General features: G+C 36.9%; 13 protein-coding genes and 5 tRNA genes. 4 read left to right on the forward strand and 14 right to left on the reverse strand.

From position 1 onward, the window contains the following. Nucleotides 1–3: 3 nt before the first annotated feature. Both DXZ23_RS04015 and DXZ23_RS04020 read right to left on the reverse strand, forming a co-directional pair. Nucleotides 4–80 (reverse strand) — tRNA-Arg (locus tag DXZ23_RS04015). Between the two features lie 26 nt (nucleotides 81–106). After that, a tRNA-Pro gene (locus DXZ23_RS04020) sits at nucleotides 107–183 on the reverse strand. Nucleotides 184–348: 165 nt separating this feature from the next. Here DXZ23_RS04020 and folD point away from each other — a divergent pair. Then, entirely contained in the window at nucleotides 349–1,224 is an 876-nt protein-coding gene (folD, locus tag DXZ23_RS04025) for a bifunctional methylenetetrahydrofolate dehydrogenase/methenyltetrahydrofolate cyclohydrolase FolD (protein ID WP_017805372.1), read from the forward strand. 145 nt (nucleotides 1,225–1,369) lie between these two features. Next, nucleotides 1,370–1,864, forward strand: coding sequence for a type 3 dihydrofolate reductase (folA, locus tag DXZ23_RS04030; protein ID WP_017805371.1), 495 nt, complete (start codon nucleotides 1,370–1,372; stop codon nucleotides 1,862–1,864). Between the two features lie 29 nt (nucleotides 1,865–1,893). On the opposite strand, the gene DXZ23_RS04035 is transcribed toward folA, so the two are convergent. The 7 genes from DXZ23_RS04035 to eno all read right to left on the reverse strand — a co-directional run bounded on the left by DXZ23_RS04035 (nucleotide 1,894) and on the right by eno (nucleotide 7,505). Beyond that, nucleotides 1,894–1,970 (reverse strand) — tRNA-Arg (locus DXZ23_RS04035). A 62-nt stretch (nucleotides 1,971–2,032) separates the two neighbouring features. Continuing rightward, nucleotides 2,033–2,109: transfer RNA gene (locus tag DXZ23_RS04040), tRNA-Arg, on the reverse strand. Between the two features lie 10 nt (nucleotides 2,110–2,119). Then, nucleotides 2,120–2,209, reverse strand: a tRNA-Ser gene (locus DXZ23_RS04045). A 112-nt stretch (nucleotides 2,210–2,321) separates the two neighbouring features. Then, a complete protein-coding gene (gene rep / locus DXZ23_RS04050; RefSeq protein ID WP_017805370.1) occupies nucleotides 2,322–4,334 on the reverse strand; it encodes a DNA helicase Rep in 2,013 nt (670 codons plus the stop codon). Nucleotides 4,335–4,337: 3 nt separating this feature from the next. Further along, nucleotides 4,338–4,553: a YceK/YidQ family lipoprotein gene (locus tag DXZ23_RS04055; protein WP_017805369.1), complete on the reverse strand. Its 216-nt coding sequence runs from the start codon at nucleotides 4,551–4,553 to the stop codon at nucleotides 4,338–4,340. 231 nt (nucleotides 4,554–4,784) lie between these two features. Then, a protein-coding gene (locus DXZ23_RS04060; RefSeq protein WP_114995397.1) for an IS3 family transposase occupies nucleotides 4,785–6,124 on the reverse strand; the annotation gives its coding sequence in 2 pieces (ribosomal slippage) (nucleotides 4,785–5,674 and nucleotides 5,674–6,124; 1,341 coding nt in all). Nucleotides 6,125–6,203: 79 nt separating this feature from the next. Beyond that, on the reverse strand, nucleotides 6,204–7,505 hold the full coding sequence (eno, locus tag DXZ23_RS04065) for a phosphopyruvate hydratase (protein ID WP_017805368.1): 1,302 nt from the start codon (nucleotides 7,503–7,505) through the stop codon (nucleotides 6,204–6,206). Between the two features lie 185 nt (nucleotides 7,506–7,690). Between eno and DXZ23_RS04070 the strand changes: the two genes are divergently transcribed. After that, complete coding sequence (locus tag DXZ23_RS04070) at nucleotides 7,691–8,575, forward strand: hypothetical protein (RefSeq protein ID WP_021724815.1); 885 nt, start codon at nucleotides 7,691–7,693, stop codon at nucleotides 8,573–8,575. On the opposite strand, the gene DXZ23_RS04075 is transcribed toward DXZ23_RS04070, so the two are convergent. The 5 genes from DXZ23_RS04075 to DXZ23_RS04095 are packed head-to-tail and all read right to left on the reverse strand — an operon-like array spanning nucleotide 8,554 to nucleotide 12,890. Beyond that, nucleotides 8,554–8,889 carry a PTS lactose/cellobiose transporter subunit IIA gene (locus DXZ23_RS04075; protein ID WP_017805366.1) on the reverse strand — a complete coding sequence of 112 codons (336 nt, stop codon included), beginning with the start codon at nucleotides 8,887–8,889 and terminating at the stop codon, nucleotides 8,554–8,556. The genes DXZ23_RS04070 and DXZ23_RS04075 overlap by 22 nt on opposite strands. A gap of 14 nt (nucleotides 8,890–8,903) precedes the next feature. Then, nucleotides 8,904–9,206 (reverse strand): PTS sugar transporter subunit IIB, encoded by a 303-nt coding sequence (locus DXZ23_RS04080; RefSeq protein ID WP_017805365.1) that lies wholly within the window; start codon nucleotides 9,204–9,206, stop codon nucleotides 8,904–8,906. A gap of 26 nt (nucleotides 9,207–9,232) precedes the next feature. After that, a complete protein-coding gene (locus DXZ23_RS04085) occupies nucleotides 9,233–10,696 on the reverse strand; it encodes a M17 family metallopeptidase (RefSeq protein WP_223810366.1) in 1,464 nt (487 codons plus the stop codon). Continuing rightward, the gene (locus tag DXZ23_RS04090) at nucleotides 10,651–11,610 is read right to left on the reverse strand and encodes a glycosylasparaginase (RefSeq protein ID WP_017805363.1); all 960 of its coding nucleotides are present in this window, start codon (nucleotides 11,608–11,610) and stop codon (nucleotides 10,651–10,653) included. The genes DXZ23_RS04085 and DXZ23_RS04090 overlap by 46 nt, the downstream gene beginning before the upstream one ends. A 2-nt stretch (nucleotides 11,611–11,612) precedes the next feature. Next, nucleotides 11,613–12,890: a PTS sugar transporter subunit IIC gene (locus DXZ23_RS04095; RefSeq protein ID WP_017805362.1), complete on the reverse strand. Its 1,278-nt coding sequence runs from the start codon at nucleotides 12,888–12,890 to the stop codon at nucleotides 11,613–11,615. A gap of 204 nt (nucleotides 12,891–13,094) precedes the next feature. Between DXZ23_RS04095 and DXZ23_RS04100 the strand changes: the two genes are divergently transcribed. Next, nucleotides 13,095–13,823, forward strand: coding sequence for a copper homeostasis protein CutC (locus DXZ23_RS04100; RefSeq protein WP_017805361.1), 729 nt, complete (start codon nucleotides 13,095–13,097; stop codon nucleotides 13,821–13,823). Nucleotides 13,824–13,844 lie beyond the last annotated feature (21 nt).

Raw genomic sequence — 13,844 nt, forward strand, 5'->3', positions numbered from 1 at the left:
ATATGGCACGCCCTATTGGATTCGAACCAATGACCTACGGCTTAGAAGGCCGTTGCTCTATCCAGCTGAGCTAAGGGCGCATTTCAAATGGATATTAAGATAAGAGTGGTCGGCGAGATAGGATTTGAACCTACGACCCACTGGTCCCAAACCAGTTGCGCTACCAAGCTGCGCTACTCGCCGAAATTTTCTGAGTATTATAGAAGGCTTTCTGAGTAAGTCAATGAGTTTTTTTTGAGGTTAGATTTAATTGTTTAAAATTATTCCAGTAAGACTTACATTAATATTTTTTTTTTGCGAAAATAGCAAACGTTTACATTCTTTTATATTAAAGGCAAAGGGGAAAAAATGACAGCTAAAATTATTTCAGGAGTAGAGTTATCTAAAAATATTAAATGTGAAATAACACGGAAAATTCAACAATATTTACGGCAAGGTAAACGAGCACCAGGTTTGGCCGTTATTTTGGTCGGTTCTGACCCCGCTTCTCAAATTTATGTTGAAAGTAAACGAAAAAACTGCGAAGAACTGGGAATGTATTCTAAATCTTATGATTTGCCACAAAATACCACAGAAAATGAGCTGCTTAACTTAATTGATGAATTAAATCATGATCCTTTGATTGATGGTATCTTAGTTCAACTTCCGCTACCTGAGCACATTAACAGTACATCTGTTATAGAACGTATATCTCCAGATAAAGATGTGGATGGTTTTCATCCCTATAATGTTGGGAGACTATGTCAACGCATACCTACATTACGGGCTTGTACCCCTTATGGAATTATAAAATTATTAGAATCCACAAAAATTGATTTTTATGGAAAACATGCTGTTATTGTTGGTGCCTCCAATATTGTTGGACGTCCAATGGCATTAGAACTATTGCTTGCTGGTTGCACCGTTACAGTAACTCATCGTTTTACACGAGATTTAGAATTTCATATCAAGCAAGCAGACATTCTCATTGTTGCGGTAGGTAAACCACAGTTTATTCCAGGAGATTGGATCAAAGAAGGAGCTATAGTAATAGACGTAGGCATAAACCGTATAGATGGAAAACTTGTAGGAGATATTGAATTTGAGAAAGCTAAGAATAAAGCAAGCTATATTACACCTGTACCTGGTGGTGTGGGGCCAATGACAGTTGCTATGCTAATGTTTAATACATTATATGCTTATGAAAAAAACAGCTCTAGCCATATTATAAAGATGCCTAAATAACATAAGAATACTTATTTTTTAAATTAGCTTGTTGTGATGCTCTTGTACCTCTTCCTATAAGAACTATCTAAGTATTAGTTTTTAGGGGCTGTATCGCTATAACCTGTGGTATAGTATAACAAAACAACCTGTAACAGAGATGAAAATGATCCTTAGCCTAATTGTTGCTATTACCAAAAATAATGTTATTGGAAAAGACAACCAAATGCCTTGGCATTTACCTGTGGATCTTGCTTGGTTTCGCAAAAATACACAAGGTAAACCAGTAATTATGGGGAGAAAAACTTTTGAAAGTATTGGTCATCCCCTCCCAAAACGGACGAATATCGTACTTTCTCGCTCCCCCTTTGAATATCAAGGTGTAATTTGGAAAGCAAGTTTTGAAAGTGCGGTGCTTTCAGTACAAGATTCCCCTGAAATTATGCTTATAGGTGGCGGCGAATTATTCAAACAATATTTGCCACAAGCAGATAGACTTTATTTGACTGAAATTCAGACCGAAATTGATGGTGACACTTTTTTTCCGTGTATTGACTGGACGGAATGGAAAGTCATTCTTGATGAATATCATCCCGCAGATGAATGGAATATGTATGATTGCCGTTTTATGATTCTAGAAAAAATAAAAGTTAAGAGATAATAAGATTAACGATATTTGTATTGTTAAGATGGCACACCCGAAAGGATTCGAACCTTTGACCGCTCGGTTCGTAGCCGAGTACTCTATCCAGCTGAGCTACGGGTGCGTATTTGAATATTTAGTACCGTTCATTTAATCATTTTAATCTTATTGTAGAGTTCAATAAGATGGCACATCCGAGAGGATTCGAACCTCTGACCGCTCGGTTCGTAGCCGAGTACTCTATCCAGCTGAGCTACGGATGCCCTGACTAAATGGCGGTGAGAGAGGGATTCGAACCCTCGATAGAGTTTCCCCTATACACCCTTAGCAGGGGTGCGCCTTCAGCCTCTCGGCCATCTCACCGCAATCGGTTTGTGGGCGGTATAATACGGATTGCCCCCACATAAGTCAAACAGTTTTTTGTAAAAAGTGCATTGTTTGAATGATTTCTCTACAATCTCAATCATTTTGCCACTTAGCTGTTTAAAATCGAACGCAAATTGGCAATGTGATTTTTGGCTTTTTGTTGCTTTTCTTGTGTACTCAATGGAGGCTTGTCACGTTCCCATAGCACATCATCAGCGGGCAGTTCCTCAAGAAAGCGGCTGGGCGTTGGTTTAAAAACCTCGCCAAATTGTCGCCGCTCTTTGCATAATGAGAATGTGAGTGTTCGCTGTGCTCGTGTAATTCCCACATAAGCCAAGCGGCGTTCTTCCTCCACATTATCTTCATCAATGCTAGTTTGATGTGGCAGGATATTTTCTTCCATTCCCACCAGAAAAACGTGCGGAAACTCTAGCCCTTTTGAGGCGTGTAAGGTCATTAGTTGCACCTGATCACTTTCATCGTCCTCTTCGCCACGCTCCAACATATCCCGCAAGGTTAGGCGTGCCACTACTTGGTTTAAGGTCATCGGCTCATTAAATTCATCGCCTTGCAACATTTCTGCCACCCATTGGAATAAGGTCGCCACATTTTTACTTTGTACTTCCGCCATTTTCAGTGATGTCGCTGTTTCATAGAGATATTCTTCATAATGAAGTTGGCTTAACATTCGGCGAAGTGCTTGCTCTGGCTCGGCACGCTGGATTTCATCGGTTAATTCCACAATCCAACGGGCAAAATGCTGTAACGCGTCATAGGCTTTTGGCGTTACCCGTTGAATGAGTTCAAAATCAAAAATCGTTTCAAACAGGCTAATTTGTTTTTTCGCTGCTAGCGTACCCAATTTCTCCAGGGTAGCCGTGCCGATTTCTCGCTTCGGCGTGTTGATAATTCGCAGCAACGCCGCATCGTCATCTTGGTTAACCAACAGGCGGAGATACGCCATCATATCTTTAATTTCCGCTCTGGAGAAAAAAGACGTGCCGCCAGAAATTTTATAAGGAATGCGGTTTTGCATTAGCACTTTTTCAAATAAGCGAGATTGGTGATTGCCGCGATATAAAATAGCATAATCACGATATTGCGTTTTTTGCATAAAGCGGTGGGCAATGAGTTCGCCGACCACCCGTTCGGCTTCGTGTTCTTCATTTTTTGCTTCAATGACTTGCAATTTTTCGCCATCGCCTAAGGCGGAAAATAATTTTTTCTCGAAAACGTGATCATTATTGGCGATTAAAATATTCGCACAATGCAAAATTCGCCCCGTAGAACGATAATTCTGTTCCAGTTTAATCACGCTTAAATGCGGGAAATCTTGTTTTAATCGTGCCATATTTTGCGGTTTCGCCCCTCGCCACGAGTAGATCGACTGATCATCATCACCCACGACGGTGAAACGTGCCTGCTCCCCCACCAATAGCTTAATCAATTCATATTGGCTGGTGTTGGTGTCTTGGTATTCGTCCACCAATAAATAGCGAATTTTTGCCTGCCATTTTGACCGCACTTCCATATTGTGGCGTAATAGCAAAGTTGGCAGCATAATTAAATCGTCAAAATCTAACGCATTATAGGCCCGCAGTTGCGTCGCATAGCGTTGATAGCATTCAGCAAAATCCCGTTCTTGCGGATCTTGTGCCGTTGCAATGGCTTGTGCGGGCAAAATCAAATCATTTTTCCAACGAGAGATACGCGTCATCAAGGCTTTGAGCAGGTCTTTATCTTCTGCCAAAATATCCGCTGTGAGTTCTTTCAATAACGCCATTTGATCGGAATCATCAAATAGCGTGATCGAGGCTTTCAAGCCTAAATGCTTATATTCCCGCTTCACCAAATCAAATCCCAGTGTATGGAAGGTGGAAATGGTTAAGCCGCGGCTTTGCTCTTTCCCGATAGACTGTGCCACGCGTTCTTTCATCTCCCGCGCGGCTTTATTGGTGAAGGTAACGGCGGCAATTTGCTTCGACAAATAACCGCACTTTTCAATTAAGTAGGCAATTTTATTGATGATAACCCGCGTTTTTCCCGAGCCTGCCCCCGCTAACACGAGGCAAGGCCCTGAAACATAATGGACGGCTTGTTGCTGTTGATCATTTAATTTCATAGTTTATTCTTTCGCCCAAACATAAGGTAATAATGCGGTATCTAACAAAAAAGACAGCGGTAAATCTAAGATCGGCACGCCCCATTTCTGTGCCATTTGCCAATCGTATTTTGTTCCCGCATAGCTTTCATAAGGTGAGGTGGCTGCAACCAATTTCACCAGTGTGCCACAACCTGAAAGTAAACAAAGTGCGGTCAAAATTAAGGCTATTTTTTTCATAATTAGTAGTTCAAAAACTTTAGATATTATAGAAAACGAGAAAAAGTAAATAAAATAAAAAATACTATTCAGAGATAACTCATCACGTAAAGGAATCAAAATAATCTGTTTCGTTATTATATTCAAGAATGATGGGGCAATGTGTGGAAAATAAAATTTACTTCAATATTTAGAGTATTTTTAATCATAGTAAAAAGCCACCGATAAATGATCTGCCCCCAAAAAGTTAGACTATATTCTAATTTCATTCAAGGACTGAGTTCTGTATTCCACAGGGCTTAGTCCTTTGAGCTTCACTTGAATACGCTCATTGTTGTAGTAATGAATGTACTCGTGAATCACTTTTTCAAGCTGTTCAAAGGTTTCAAACCGCTTGCCAAAGTAACATTCCGTCTTCAATCGCCCGAAAAAGCTTTCCATCGCACCATTATCAAGGCAATTGCCTTTTCTCGACATACTTTGCGTAATACCGTGTTTTTTCAATATCTCCCGATAACCCATCATTTGATACTGCCACCCTTGGTCGGAATGCAGTATCGGTTTTTCCCCCGCTAATCGGTTCACCGCCTGGGTCAACATTCTGGTTATCTGCTCAAAACTCGGACTTCTCGCCACATCATAAGCAATAATTTCGTTATTAAACAAGTCTTTAATCGGCGATAAATACACTTTGCCTTCCGCACATTTGAACTCGGTGATATCCGTTACCCACTTCTCATTCGGCATCGTTGCCGTAAAATCCCGTTGCAACAGATTATCGGCAATGTGTCCCACTTTGCCTTGGTAAGAACGATATTTTTTCTGCTTACTTTTTCCTTTTAACCCCAAACGTTGCATTATCGCTTGCCCCCTTTTGTGGTTGATAATCAAGTATTTCCTTAATTCCAAGGTAATTCGACGATAACCATAATTTTCGTCATTTTTGCGATAAATTTCCTCTATTTTCTGTGAAATCGCTACATTTTTATCCGACTTTGGCTTGAGATGATAAAAGAACGAACTGCGTGCCAATCCGATTAGCCTGAGTAACAATTCCAACGGGAAACGCGAGCGTAAGGCATTTACGATGACGGCTTTTTCTGCATTTTTTGTTGGTTGAGTTCCTGCAACTTTTTTAGCATTGCATTCTCCGCTTCTAATTCCAAAATTCGGTAACGCAAGCGTTCTTCTTCTGTTTTGGGCGTTGGTGGCATTTTAGGCGAGTTGAGTTTCATACTTGGACGACCTTTAGGTTTGAGTAATAACCCATCTATACCTTGTTTTTCAAAGCGTTGCAACCATTGACTAATTATCCCTGAACTGGGGATATCAAAGCGAAAGCAGGCGGCTTCAGCGGAGCACTGGCCTTTTTTGATAGCTTGAATAACCTTTAATTTAAACTCAACAGAATAACATCGTTTTTTACCTAACACAGCTAATCCATTGATTCCATTATGATTAAATTTTGCAATCCAACGTGCTAACGTGCTTTGGGGAAGCTGAAAATACTGGCGAGTAAGCGAACGGTTTTTTCCATTTTGATGATAAAAGTCGAGCACTTGTTGTTTGAAACGTTGAGTATATTTAGTCATAAAAAATCTGCACCTTAATCAGTTGGTTGTTTAGTCCAACTTTTGGGGTGCAGATCAAAACGGTGGCTCAGTATAATAATTAGGCTTGACCTTTAACTGCTTTTAATCCTAAGAATGGGGCTTTGTCACCAAGTGCTTCTTCGATACGGATTAATTGGTTGTATTTCGCGATACGGTCAGAACGGCTCATTGAACCTGTTTTAATTTGGCCTGCAGCTGTACCTACCGCTAAGTCAGCGATAGTTGCATCTTCGGTTTCACCTGAACGGTGAGAGATCACTGCGGTGTAACCTGCATCTTTCGCCATTTTGATTGCCGCTAAAGTTTCAGTTAATGAACCGATTTGGTTGAACTTGATTAAGATTGAGTTTGCGATGCCTTTTTCGATACCTTCTTTTAAGATTTTGGTATTGGTTACGAATAAATCGTCACCTACTAATTGAACTTTGTCGCCTAACACTTTAGTTTGGTAAGCAAAACCTTCCCAGTCTGATTCATCTTGACCATCTTCGATAGAAACGATTGGGTATTCTTTGCAAAGCTCTTCAAGGTAGTGTGTGAATTCTTGAGAAGTGAATGATTTGCCTTCACCTTTCATTTCGTACATACCGTTTTCTTTGTTGTAGAATTCAGATGACGCACAGTCCATCGCAAGGGTAACGTCTTTACCTAATACATAACCTGCTTTTTCTACCGCTTCTTTGATACAAGCCAGAGCTGCTGCATTTGATTCTAAGTTTGGTGCGAAACCACCTTCATCACCAACCGCTGTGCTTAAACCTTTAGATTTCAATACTTTAGCAAGATTGTGGAACACTTCTGCACCAATGCGTAGTGCTTCTTTTAAAGTTTTTGCACCCACTGGTTGGATCATAAATTCTTGAATGTCCACATTGTTATCTGCGTGTTCACCACCGTTGATGATGTTCATCATTGGTAATGGCATTGAGTAAACGCCTGGAGTACCGTTAAGTTCTGCGATCCACGCGTAAAGTGGCAAGCCTTTAGAAGCGGCGGCTGCTTTTGCGTTCGCAAGAGAAACCGCTAAAATCGCGTTTGCACCGAATTTAGATTTGTTTTCCGTGCCGTCTAAGTCGATCATAATTTGGTCGATTTCAGCTTGATTAGTGGCATCTTTACCCACTAAAGCTTGTGCAATTGGGCCATTTACCGCTTCAACCGCTTTCAATACACCTTTACCTAAGAAACGAGATTTATCACCATCGCGTAATTCTAATGCTTCACGAGAACCTGTTGATGCACCAGATGGTGCAGCTGCAAGCCCTACGAAGCCACCTTCAAGGTGAACTTCTGCTTCTACAGTTGGGTTACCGCGAGAGTCGATGATTTCACGACCAATAATTTTAACAATTTTTGCCATTTTAGTTTCCTTCTTACAAGTTAAGTCAAATTTCTCTCTATATTAAAGTGATTTTTAATTTTTGTCTTGTAAAAAATGATTTAAACTTGATCACAATTAAATTTTACTGATAGAACAGCCAACATTTATCACCCGATAATATTGTATGTTTATAATAAACCTGAGCATCTTAGAATTGCTCAACTTTGGAAGAAACCTTCCATCATCAACAATTTGAGATAAAAAATGCTATTGGATACGTAATAATGGAAATAAAGCTACATTCTAATGCAACGACAACCCCCAAGGTGCGGAATTATATTCAGACATCCACAAAGTCAGATTCTGAACTTGCAGAACAGTTTAGTGTTTCATTACAAACAATTAGGAAATGGCGTAAACGTTCTTCTACTTTTGATCGGTCACATACTCCTCACACAGTTAACCGTAGATTAAGTTTTGAACAAGAAGCGTTAATTGTTTATTTGCGGATACGGCTAAATTTATCATTAGATGAATTGTTAAAAGCAACTCATTCCCTAATAAACCAGAAAATATCTAGAGCAGCTTTAGCTAGAAGTCTTCAAAAATTACAAATAAATCGGGTTAAAAAAACATTACTTCCGCAAAAAATAGGAGATACATTTTTAGACATTATTCCGTTACCTAAGTCCATATCAAAAAATAAAGAGTTTTTACTTATACTTGTAGAAAAGCTGACGGGGTTTATTAGTTTTGCTTGTTTAGATCAAAAACAAACAAGATTGGATGGCATTATCAATTATTATCAAAATATGCTTCCCTACCAGATAACTAGTATCGAGGGGCAAAAAATAACGTTAGTAGAAACTATCTGTAACAGACTATCCGTTCCTTATGTTTTCCAAAAAACTAATGAGCAATTATCTTTCTCTTTTCAGAAATTTGATCAAAATAAAGATTTTACAGAAATCTTATGCGGTACATTTACTGATGCTAGACTCGGCATAGATGCACTACTATTAATGTATGAAGATTACTTAAACGCTCATCTATCTAGAACAAGATTACAGAAAAAAACAGCAATATCTTATTTACAATTCAATGATTGATGAGAGATTTGTCGATAAACATCAATAAGTTCTTTTGCTAAATCAAAGAGTAATACTGCATTCATAATATGATCTTGAGCATGCACTAAAATAATCGTGGTGGGGAGTTCTCCCTCACCTTCATCTGCCGCAATTAGAGCCATTTGTTGCGAATGTGCCTGTAAAAGACTTTTTTCAGCTTGTGCTATTAAAGCTTCTGCCTCATCGAAAGTAAAAGATTTTGCTTTTTTGATAGCCTGCATTAATAGACTTCTACACTCCCCCTCATAACAAATAAGTTCCATTATTTGTGTTTCAGAAATTTTTTTATTCATTTTATTCTTTCCACTTAAAGTAATGATTGTGCCTGAGCAAGAATCTTTTCTCCATCCAACATTCCATAATCCATCATATTAATACAAGCTACTTTTTTATTAAATTGATGAGCTATATTTTGACACTCCTCTAGTTTATACGCTATTTGCGGTCCTAATAATGCACAATCAAATTCTTGAATTAATTCTTTGAAGTGCTGCATTCCATGGGCCTCAATTTGTAAGGATAATGACTTTTCTTTTGCAATCTTATTCATTTTCTTTACAACTAAACTAGTAGACATTCCCATATCACAAATTAATAATATTTTTTTCATTATGTTCTCCTTATAGTTTTATGTTATTAGCAACTCTCATTTTTCAAAAAGTGATATAATAAGGGTAGCGGATTACCATTAGCACAAATATTTTCATTATGATCTAAAGCAGTTCCACTAATATCTAGATGTAACCAAGGATACTGTTTCACAAATGAACTCAAAAAATAGGCAGCAGAAATACTAATTGCCGCATTATTTGGTGGCGTATTTGTTAAATCAGCTATCTTACTTTCAATTTGAGGCTTAAATGAATCATCGCAAGGTAATTGCCAAATTCGTTGTTTTGATTGTTCTGAAGCTTGCTTCATTTTGTGTACGAGTTCTTCATTATTACTCATCACTCCATTAATTTCATAACCTAATGTTTTTACGATAGCTCCTGTTAATGTTGCTACATCTATAATATAGGTTGGTTTTTGTTCTGTAGCATAACTTAATAAATCAGCTAGAATTAAACGCCCTTCCGCATCAGTATTAATTATTTCAATAAATTTCCCTGAATATGATTTAATAATATCTCCAGGTCGCATTGCATTATTACCTACAGTGTTTTCAGCAAACCCTAAAATAATAGTTATATTAATCGGTAATTGCATTTTTACTACAGAATCAAGTAACCCAATTAGCACTGCAGCACCACATACATCATATTTCATCGTTGCCATTTTTTCGCCTGATTTTAACCATAATCCACCAGTATCAAAGGTAATACCTTTCCCAACAAAGAGATAGCGATGATTATTATCAGGTATTCCGTTATAGCTTATCTTTATTAAATAAGAAGAGTATTGACTCGCTTTTCCTACTGTATATAGCGCATCAAATCCGTATTGACATAAGGAGTGATTATCTAAGATTTGAATATCTAACCTATTCTTTTTAGCATAATTTTCCAAATATTGCGAATAATATAGTGGTGTAGCTATGTTTGCAGGTAAATCAGCTAGCTTTCTCGCTTTAACCATTGCCTTTCCAATTATAATAAATTCATCATTTAATCTTTTCCATAATTCAACTTGATTCTTAATTAATAATAAAAATTCGTGTTTTTGTGTTTCATTTTTATGTTTAAAACCAAGATCAGAAATATCATAAACAGAGTTATATAACGTCAATAATATATTTTCTGCTAATGCGATATCATCATTATTTTTGGGGTCAAATTCCGTTAAATCGAGAATGATATGATGAATGTTATTAATATAACGTTTTAAATCTTTCAAAGAATTCTTAAGAAAATAATACCGCTCTTGATAAAACGTTTTATCATTTTCAAAAAAGTAATGATGAATTGATAATGGAATTGATGTATAAGTTGGAGAAATGAATAAATTAGGATATAAATGATTAAGGTTAGAAACGCTACTTTTCCAAGAAATAAATACACTATTTGGTGGTAAAGATAGTTGATCATCAATGATTTTTAATAAGCAATTAATCGTCATTTTAAATCCCCCACTAAGTTTAATTGATAATTTCTCATCCATTCATTATCAGCTGGCTCATAGAAAGTATGAGTATCTTTATTTTTAGCTAAAAAAACTGTAGGTTGAAGTTTATTATTCGTAGCAACAAATGAAAATGTGTCAATATTGCTTGCAACGCCAAAATTACCATCAATATCCATACATACAACTGATAAGTCTCCTGCCTTACCATATTTTTCCAATAAACGTAATTCTAACTCTGAAACTGTTATTTCCGCCGCTTTTTGAGGTGATATTCCAGCACGCATTTTACGGACAATTTCATAACTAGTGCAACCTTTCATTAGATCTTCTCCTAAACCTGTTGCGGTAGCTGCACCAACGTCAGAATCTGCATAAAATCCTGAGCCAGATAAGGGAGAATCTCCTACTCGCCCTTGGCGTTTCATAAACAACCCACTAGTTGAAGTACCTACACAAATATTTCCTTGTTGATCTAAAGCAATAATTCCTACAGTATCGTGTCCTGAATAGGGACTTAAACCACGTCCAATAGTTTGCTGATAGTATCTTTTATAGTAATGATAAGCTCTATCTGTCAGCATATTTTTCATTTCAAAGCCTTTATATTTAGCCCATCTTTCAGCTCCTTTTCCAACAAGGAAGTTATTAAAACGTTCGTGGCTTAAAGCTTCTGCAACTAAAATTGGGTTAGCGATATTTTTAATTCCTGCTACAGCACCAATAGCCAAAGACGAACCATCCATAAAAGCTGCGTCAAGTTCAACAATACCTTCTTCATTAGGTAACCCACCGTATCCTACCGACTTATAATATGGAAAATCTTCAACCGCCTTAATCGCATTGATAACAGATTGCCGAGCAGACCTTCCAATTTTTAATTGCTGACTTGACTCTCTAATGCCTTCTAAAGACATTCTCCAAGTTCCAATCATTCCCCAAATCGAGCTCATTATTACCTCACATATTCTTTTTGTAGATATTGTGTATCAATAATTTTTAAAAATGGTAAATAAATCATTGCTCCAATAAGTAAGTTTAAAAGCTGTATTATTGCCCCAGAAATATGTCCCGTTACAATGAAACCACTGATACCTGCTGGTAAAGTCCAAGGGATATAAATACCGGTTGTTGTCGCAATCATATCTAATGACATTCCTACATATTGGACAGTCATCATTACCAATGGTACGAGATTGAATGGAATCAACATAATAGGATTGAGTATAACGGGTAAGCCAAATAAAACAGGTTCATTAATATTAAATATAGAAGATCCAATTGCTAATCTAGACACTTTTTTACAATGCTGGCTTTTCGCAAAAATAATCATTGCTAAAACTAATGCTAATGTTGATCCAGAACCGCCCATAAAAATCATATCAAAAAATTGTTCTGTTACGATATGCGGAGGGGCAAGTCCATTTTGCATAGCTACTAGATTTTCTGCCTGATTTTCTAGCCAGAACGGACGTAAAATACCATTAACCATAGAACCAGAATTTATGCCTACAGACCAGAGAATATTAATACTGAAAACAGTCATAAACGCACCAAAATAAGAAGTGCCAAAATGTCTTATTGGCATAGCCAAAATTTGATAAATAAATTGATGGATCGTTTTATATTCTGTATTTGCGAATAAAAGACGAAGAGTTAATGCAATGCATAAAATAATTAATGCTGGAATTAATGCGGCAAATGATTGTTGAACCGCTGGCGGTACACCATCAGGCATTTTTATCCTAATATTGCGTTTCAATAGCCAAGCAAAAAGCTCAGTCCATATAATTCCACCTAACATAGCGATAAATAACCCTTTAGAGCCAATCCATTCTGTTGAAATTACGCTACCCACATTTTCTATACGAAGAAATGGTGTCAGTATTAAAAATGCCGACAAAGATAAAATACCGCTAGACATCTTATCAATGTTATAACGTTCCGCTAATCTATAAGCCACTAGAAAAGAAATAAACAATGCCATTGAAGAAAAAATCACATTAAATGGAATCTCAATAATTTCATCCCAATTTTCTCCGAAAATTTGGACCATAAATTGTTTATATGCTTCACTCGGGAATGAGCTAATTACTAATAATATAGAACCAACGATAATAAAAGGCATAAATGATATGTATGCATCCCTAATTGCTCCTAAATGCCGCTGTTGAGCGAGCTTACCAGCGAGTTGGATAAGAGATTGCTCCATATTTTTTGTAAAAGAATGCATAACTCCTCCTAACAGAAAGTAAAAGGTAACAACAAGAAATTTATTTAGTGGAACTTTATCACTAAATCTATATAAAAAAAGTGATCGAGATCGCAAAATTAAAAAAAGTATCATATGATTATATTATTTTAATTGCAATTTTATTTAATTATATTTATATCTATGATTTAATAATCATATGATACTTTTTATATTGAGGCTGAAATGAAAATAGAAGTTTGTGTTGATAACATCGAATCAGCTATAACAGCCTGTCAAGCTGGAGCAGATCGTTTAGAACTATGCAATGCTCTTGCTTTAGGTGGATTAACGCCTAGTTATGCGTTTGTTAAAACAGTATTACATTATGTATCTAAACCCGTTGTTGTGATGATAAGACCTCGAGCTGGAGATTTTTTATTTAATGATAAAGAATTGTCAATAATGCTTACTGATATTGAAATGTTTAAGCAATTAGGTGTCGCTGGTTTTGTTATTGGTGCATTAACTGAGAAAGGGGAATTAGACATTCCTTGTATTTCATCTTTAATTGAGCAGGCTAAAACGAAAGAAATTACTTTTCATCGTGCATTTGATTTATTGGTGAACCCCGAAAGTTCTCTGGAAACACTGGTTGAGTTAGGCTGTCATCGTATTCTTACATCGGGTCAACATATTGATGCATATCAAGGAAGAGAAAAAATTGCCTCTTATGTTAAGCAAGCTAACAACCGAATTTCGATTATGGCTGGAGCAGGAGTCACCGCAATCAATGCACAAGCAATCGTTGCAGAAACGGGCGTCAGGGAATTACATTTATCTGGAAAAAAATATCGACGTAGTTTAATGGACTATCAGCATTGCAGAGCGGTAATGGGAGATAATTCAGCACAGGATTATCAGATAGCTATTACAGAATTCCAACAAATTGAGAAATTAAAAAAATTATTTTAAAAAGAGTAATACATAAAATCC

Origin of the sequence: Avibacterium paragallinarum, from assembly GCF_900450705.1 — a bacterium.
Lineage (GTDB): Bacteria > Pseudomonadota > Gammaproteobacteria > Enterobacterales > Pasteurellaceae > Avibacterium > Avibacterium paragallinarum.

Coding starts and splice junctions, on each gene's coding strand:
- DXZ23_RS04080 (WP_017805365.1), bottom strand. CDS start 9,206: ATGAAAAAAATATTATTAATTTGTGATATGGGAATGTCTACTAGTTTA.
- DXZ23_RS04055 (WP_017805369.1), bottom strand. CDS start 4,553: ATGAAAAAAATAGCCTTAATTTTGACCGCACTTTGTTTACTTTCAGGT.
- eno (WP_017805368.1), bottom strand. CDS start 7,505: ATGGCAAAAATTGTTAAAATTATTGGTCGTGAAATCATCGACTCTCGC.
- folD (WP_017805372.1), top strand. CDS start 349: ATGACAGCTAAAATTATTTCAGGAGTAGAGTTATCTAAAAATATTAAA.
- rep (WP_017805370.1), bottom strand. CDS start 4,334: ATGAAATTAAATGATCAACAGCAACAAGCCGTCCATTATGTTTCAGGG.
- DXZ23_RS04075 (WP_017805366.1), bottom strand. CDS start 8,889: ATGAATAAAAAAATTTCTGAAACACAAATAATGGAACTTATTTGTTAT.
- DXZ23_RS04090 (WP_017805363.1), bottom strand. CDS start 11,610: ATGAGCTCGATTTGGGGAATGATTGGAACTTGGAGAATGTCTTTAGAA.
- DXZ23_RS04100 (WP_017805361.1), top strand. CDS start 13,095: ATGAAAATAGAAGTTTGTGTTGATAACATCGAATCAGCTATAACAGCC.
- DXZ23_RS04085 (WP_223810366.1), bottom strand. CDS start 10,696: ATGGATGAGAAATTATCAATTAAACTTAGTGGGGGATTTAAAATGACG.
- folA (WP_017805371.1), top strand. CDS start 1,370: ATGATCCTTAGCCTAATTGTTGCTATTACCAAAAATAATGTTATTGGA.
- DXZ23_RS04095 (WP_017805362.1), bottom strand. CDS start 12,890: ATGCATTCTTTTACAAAAAATATGGAGCAATCTCTTATCCAACTCGCT.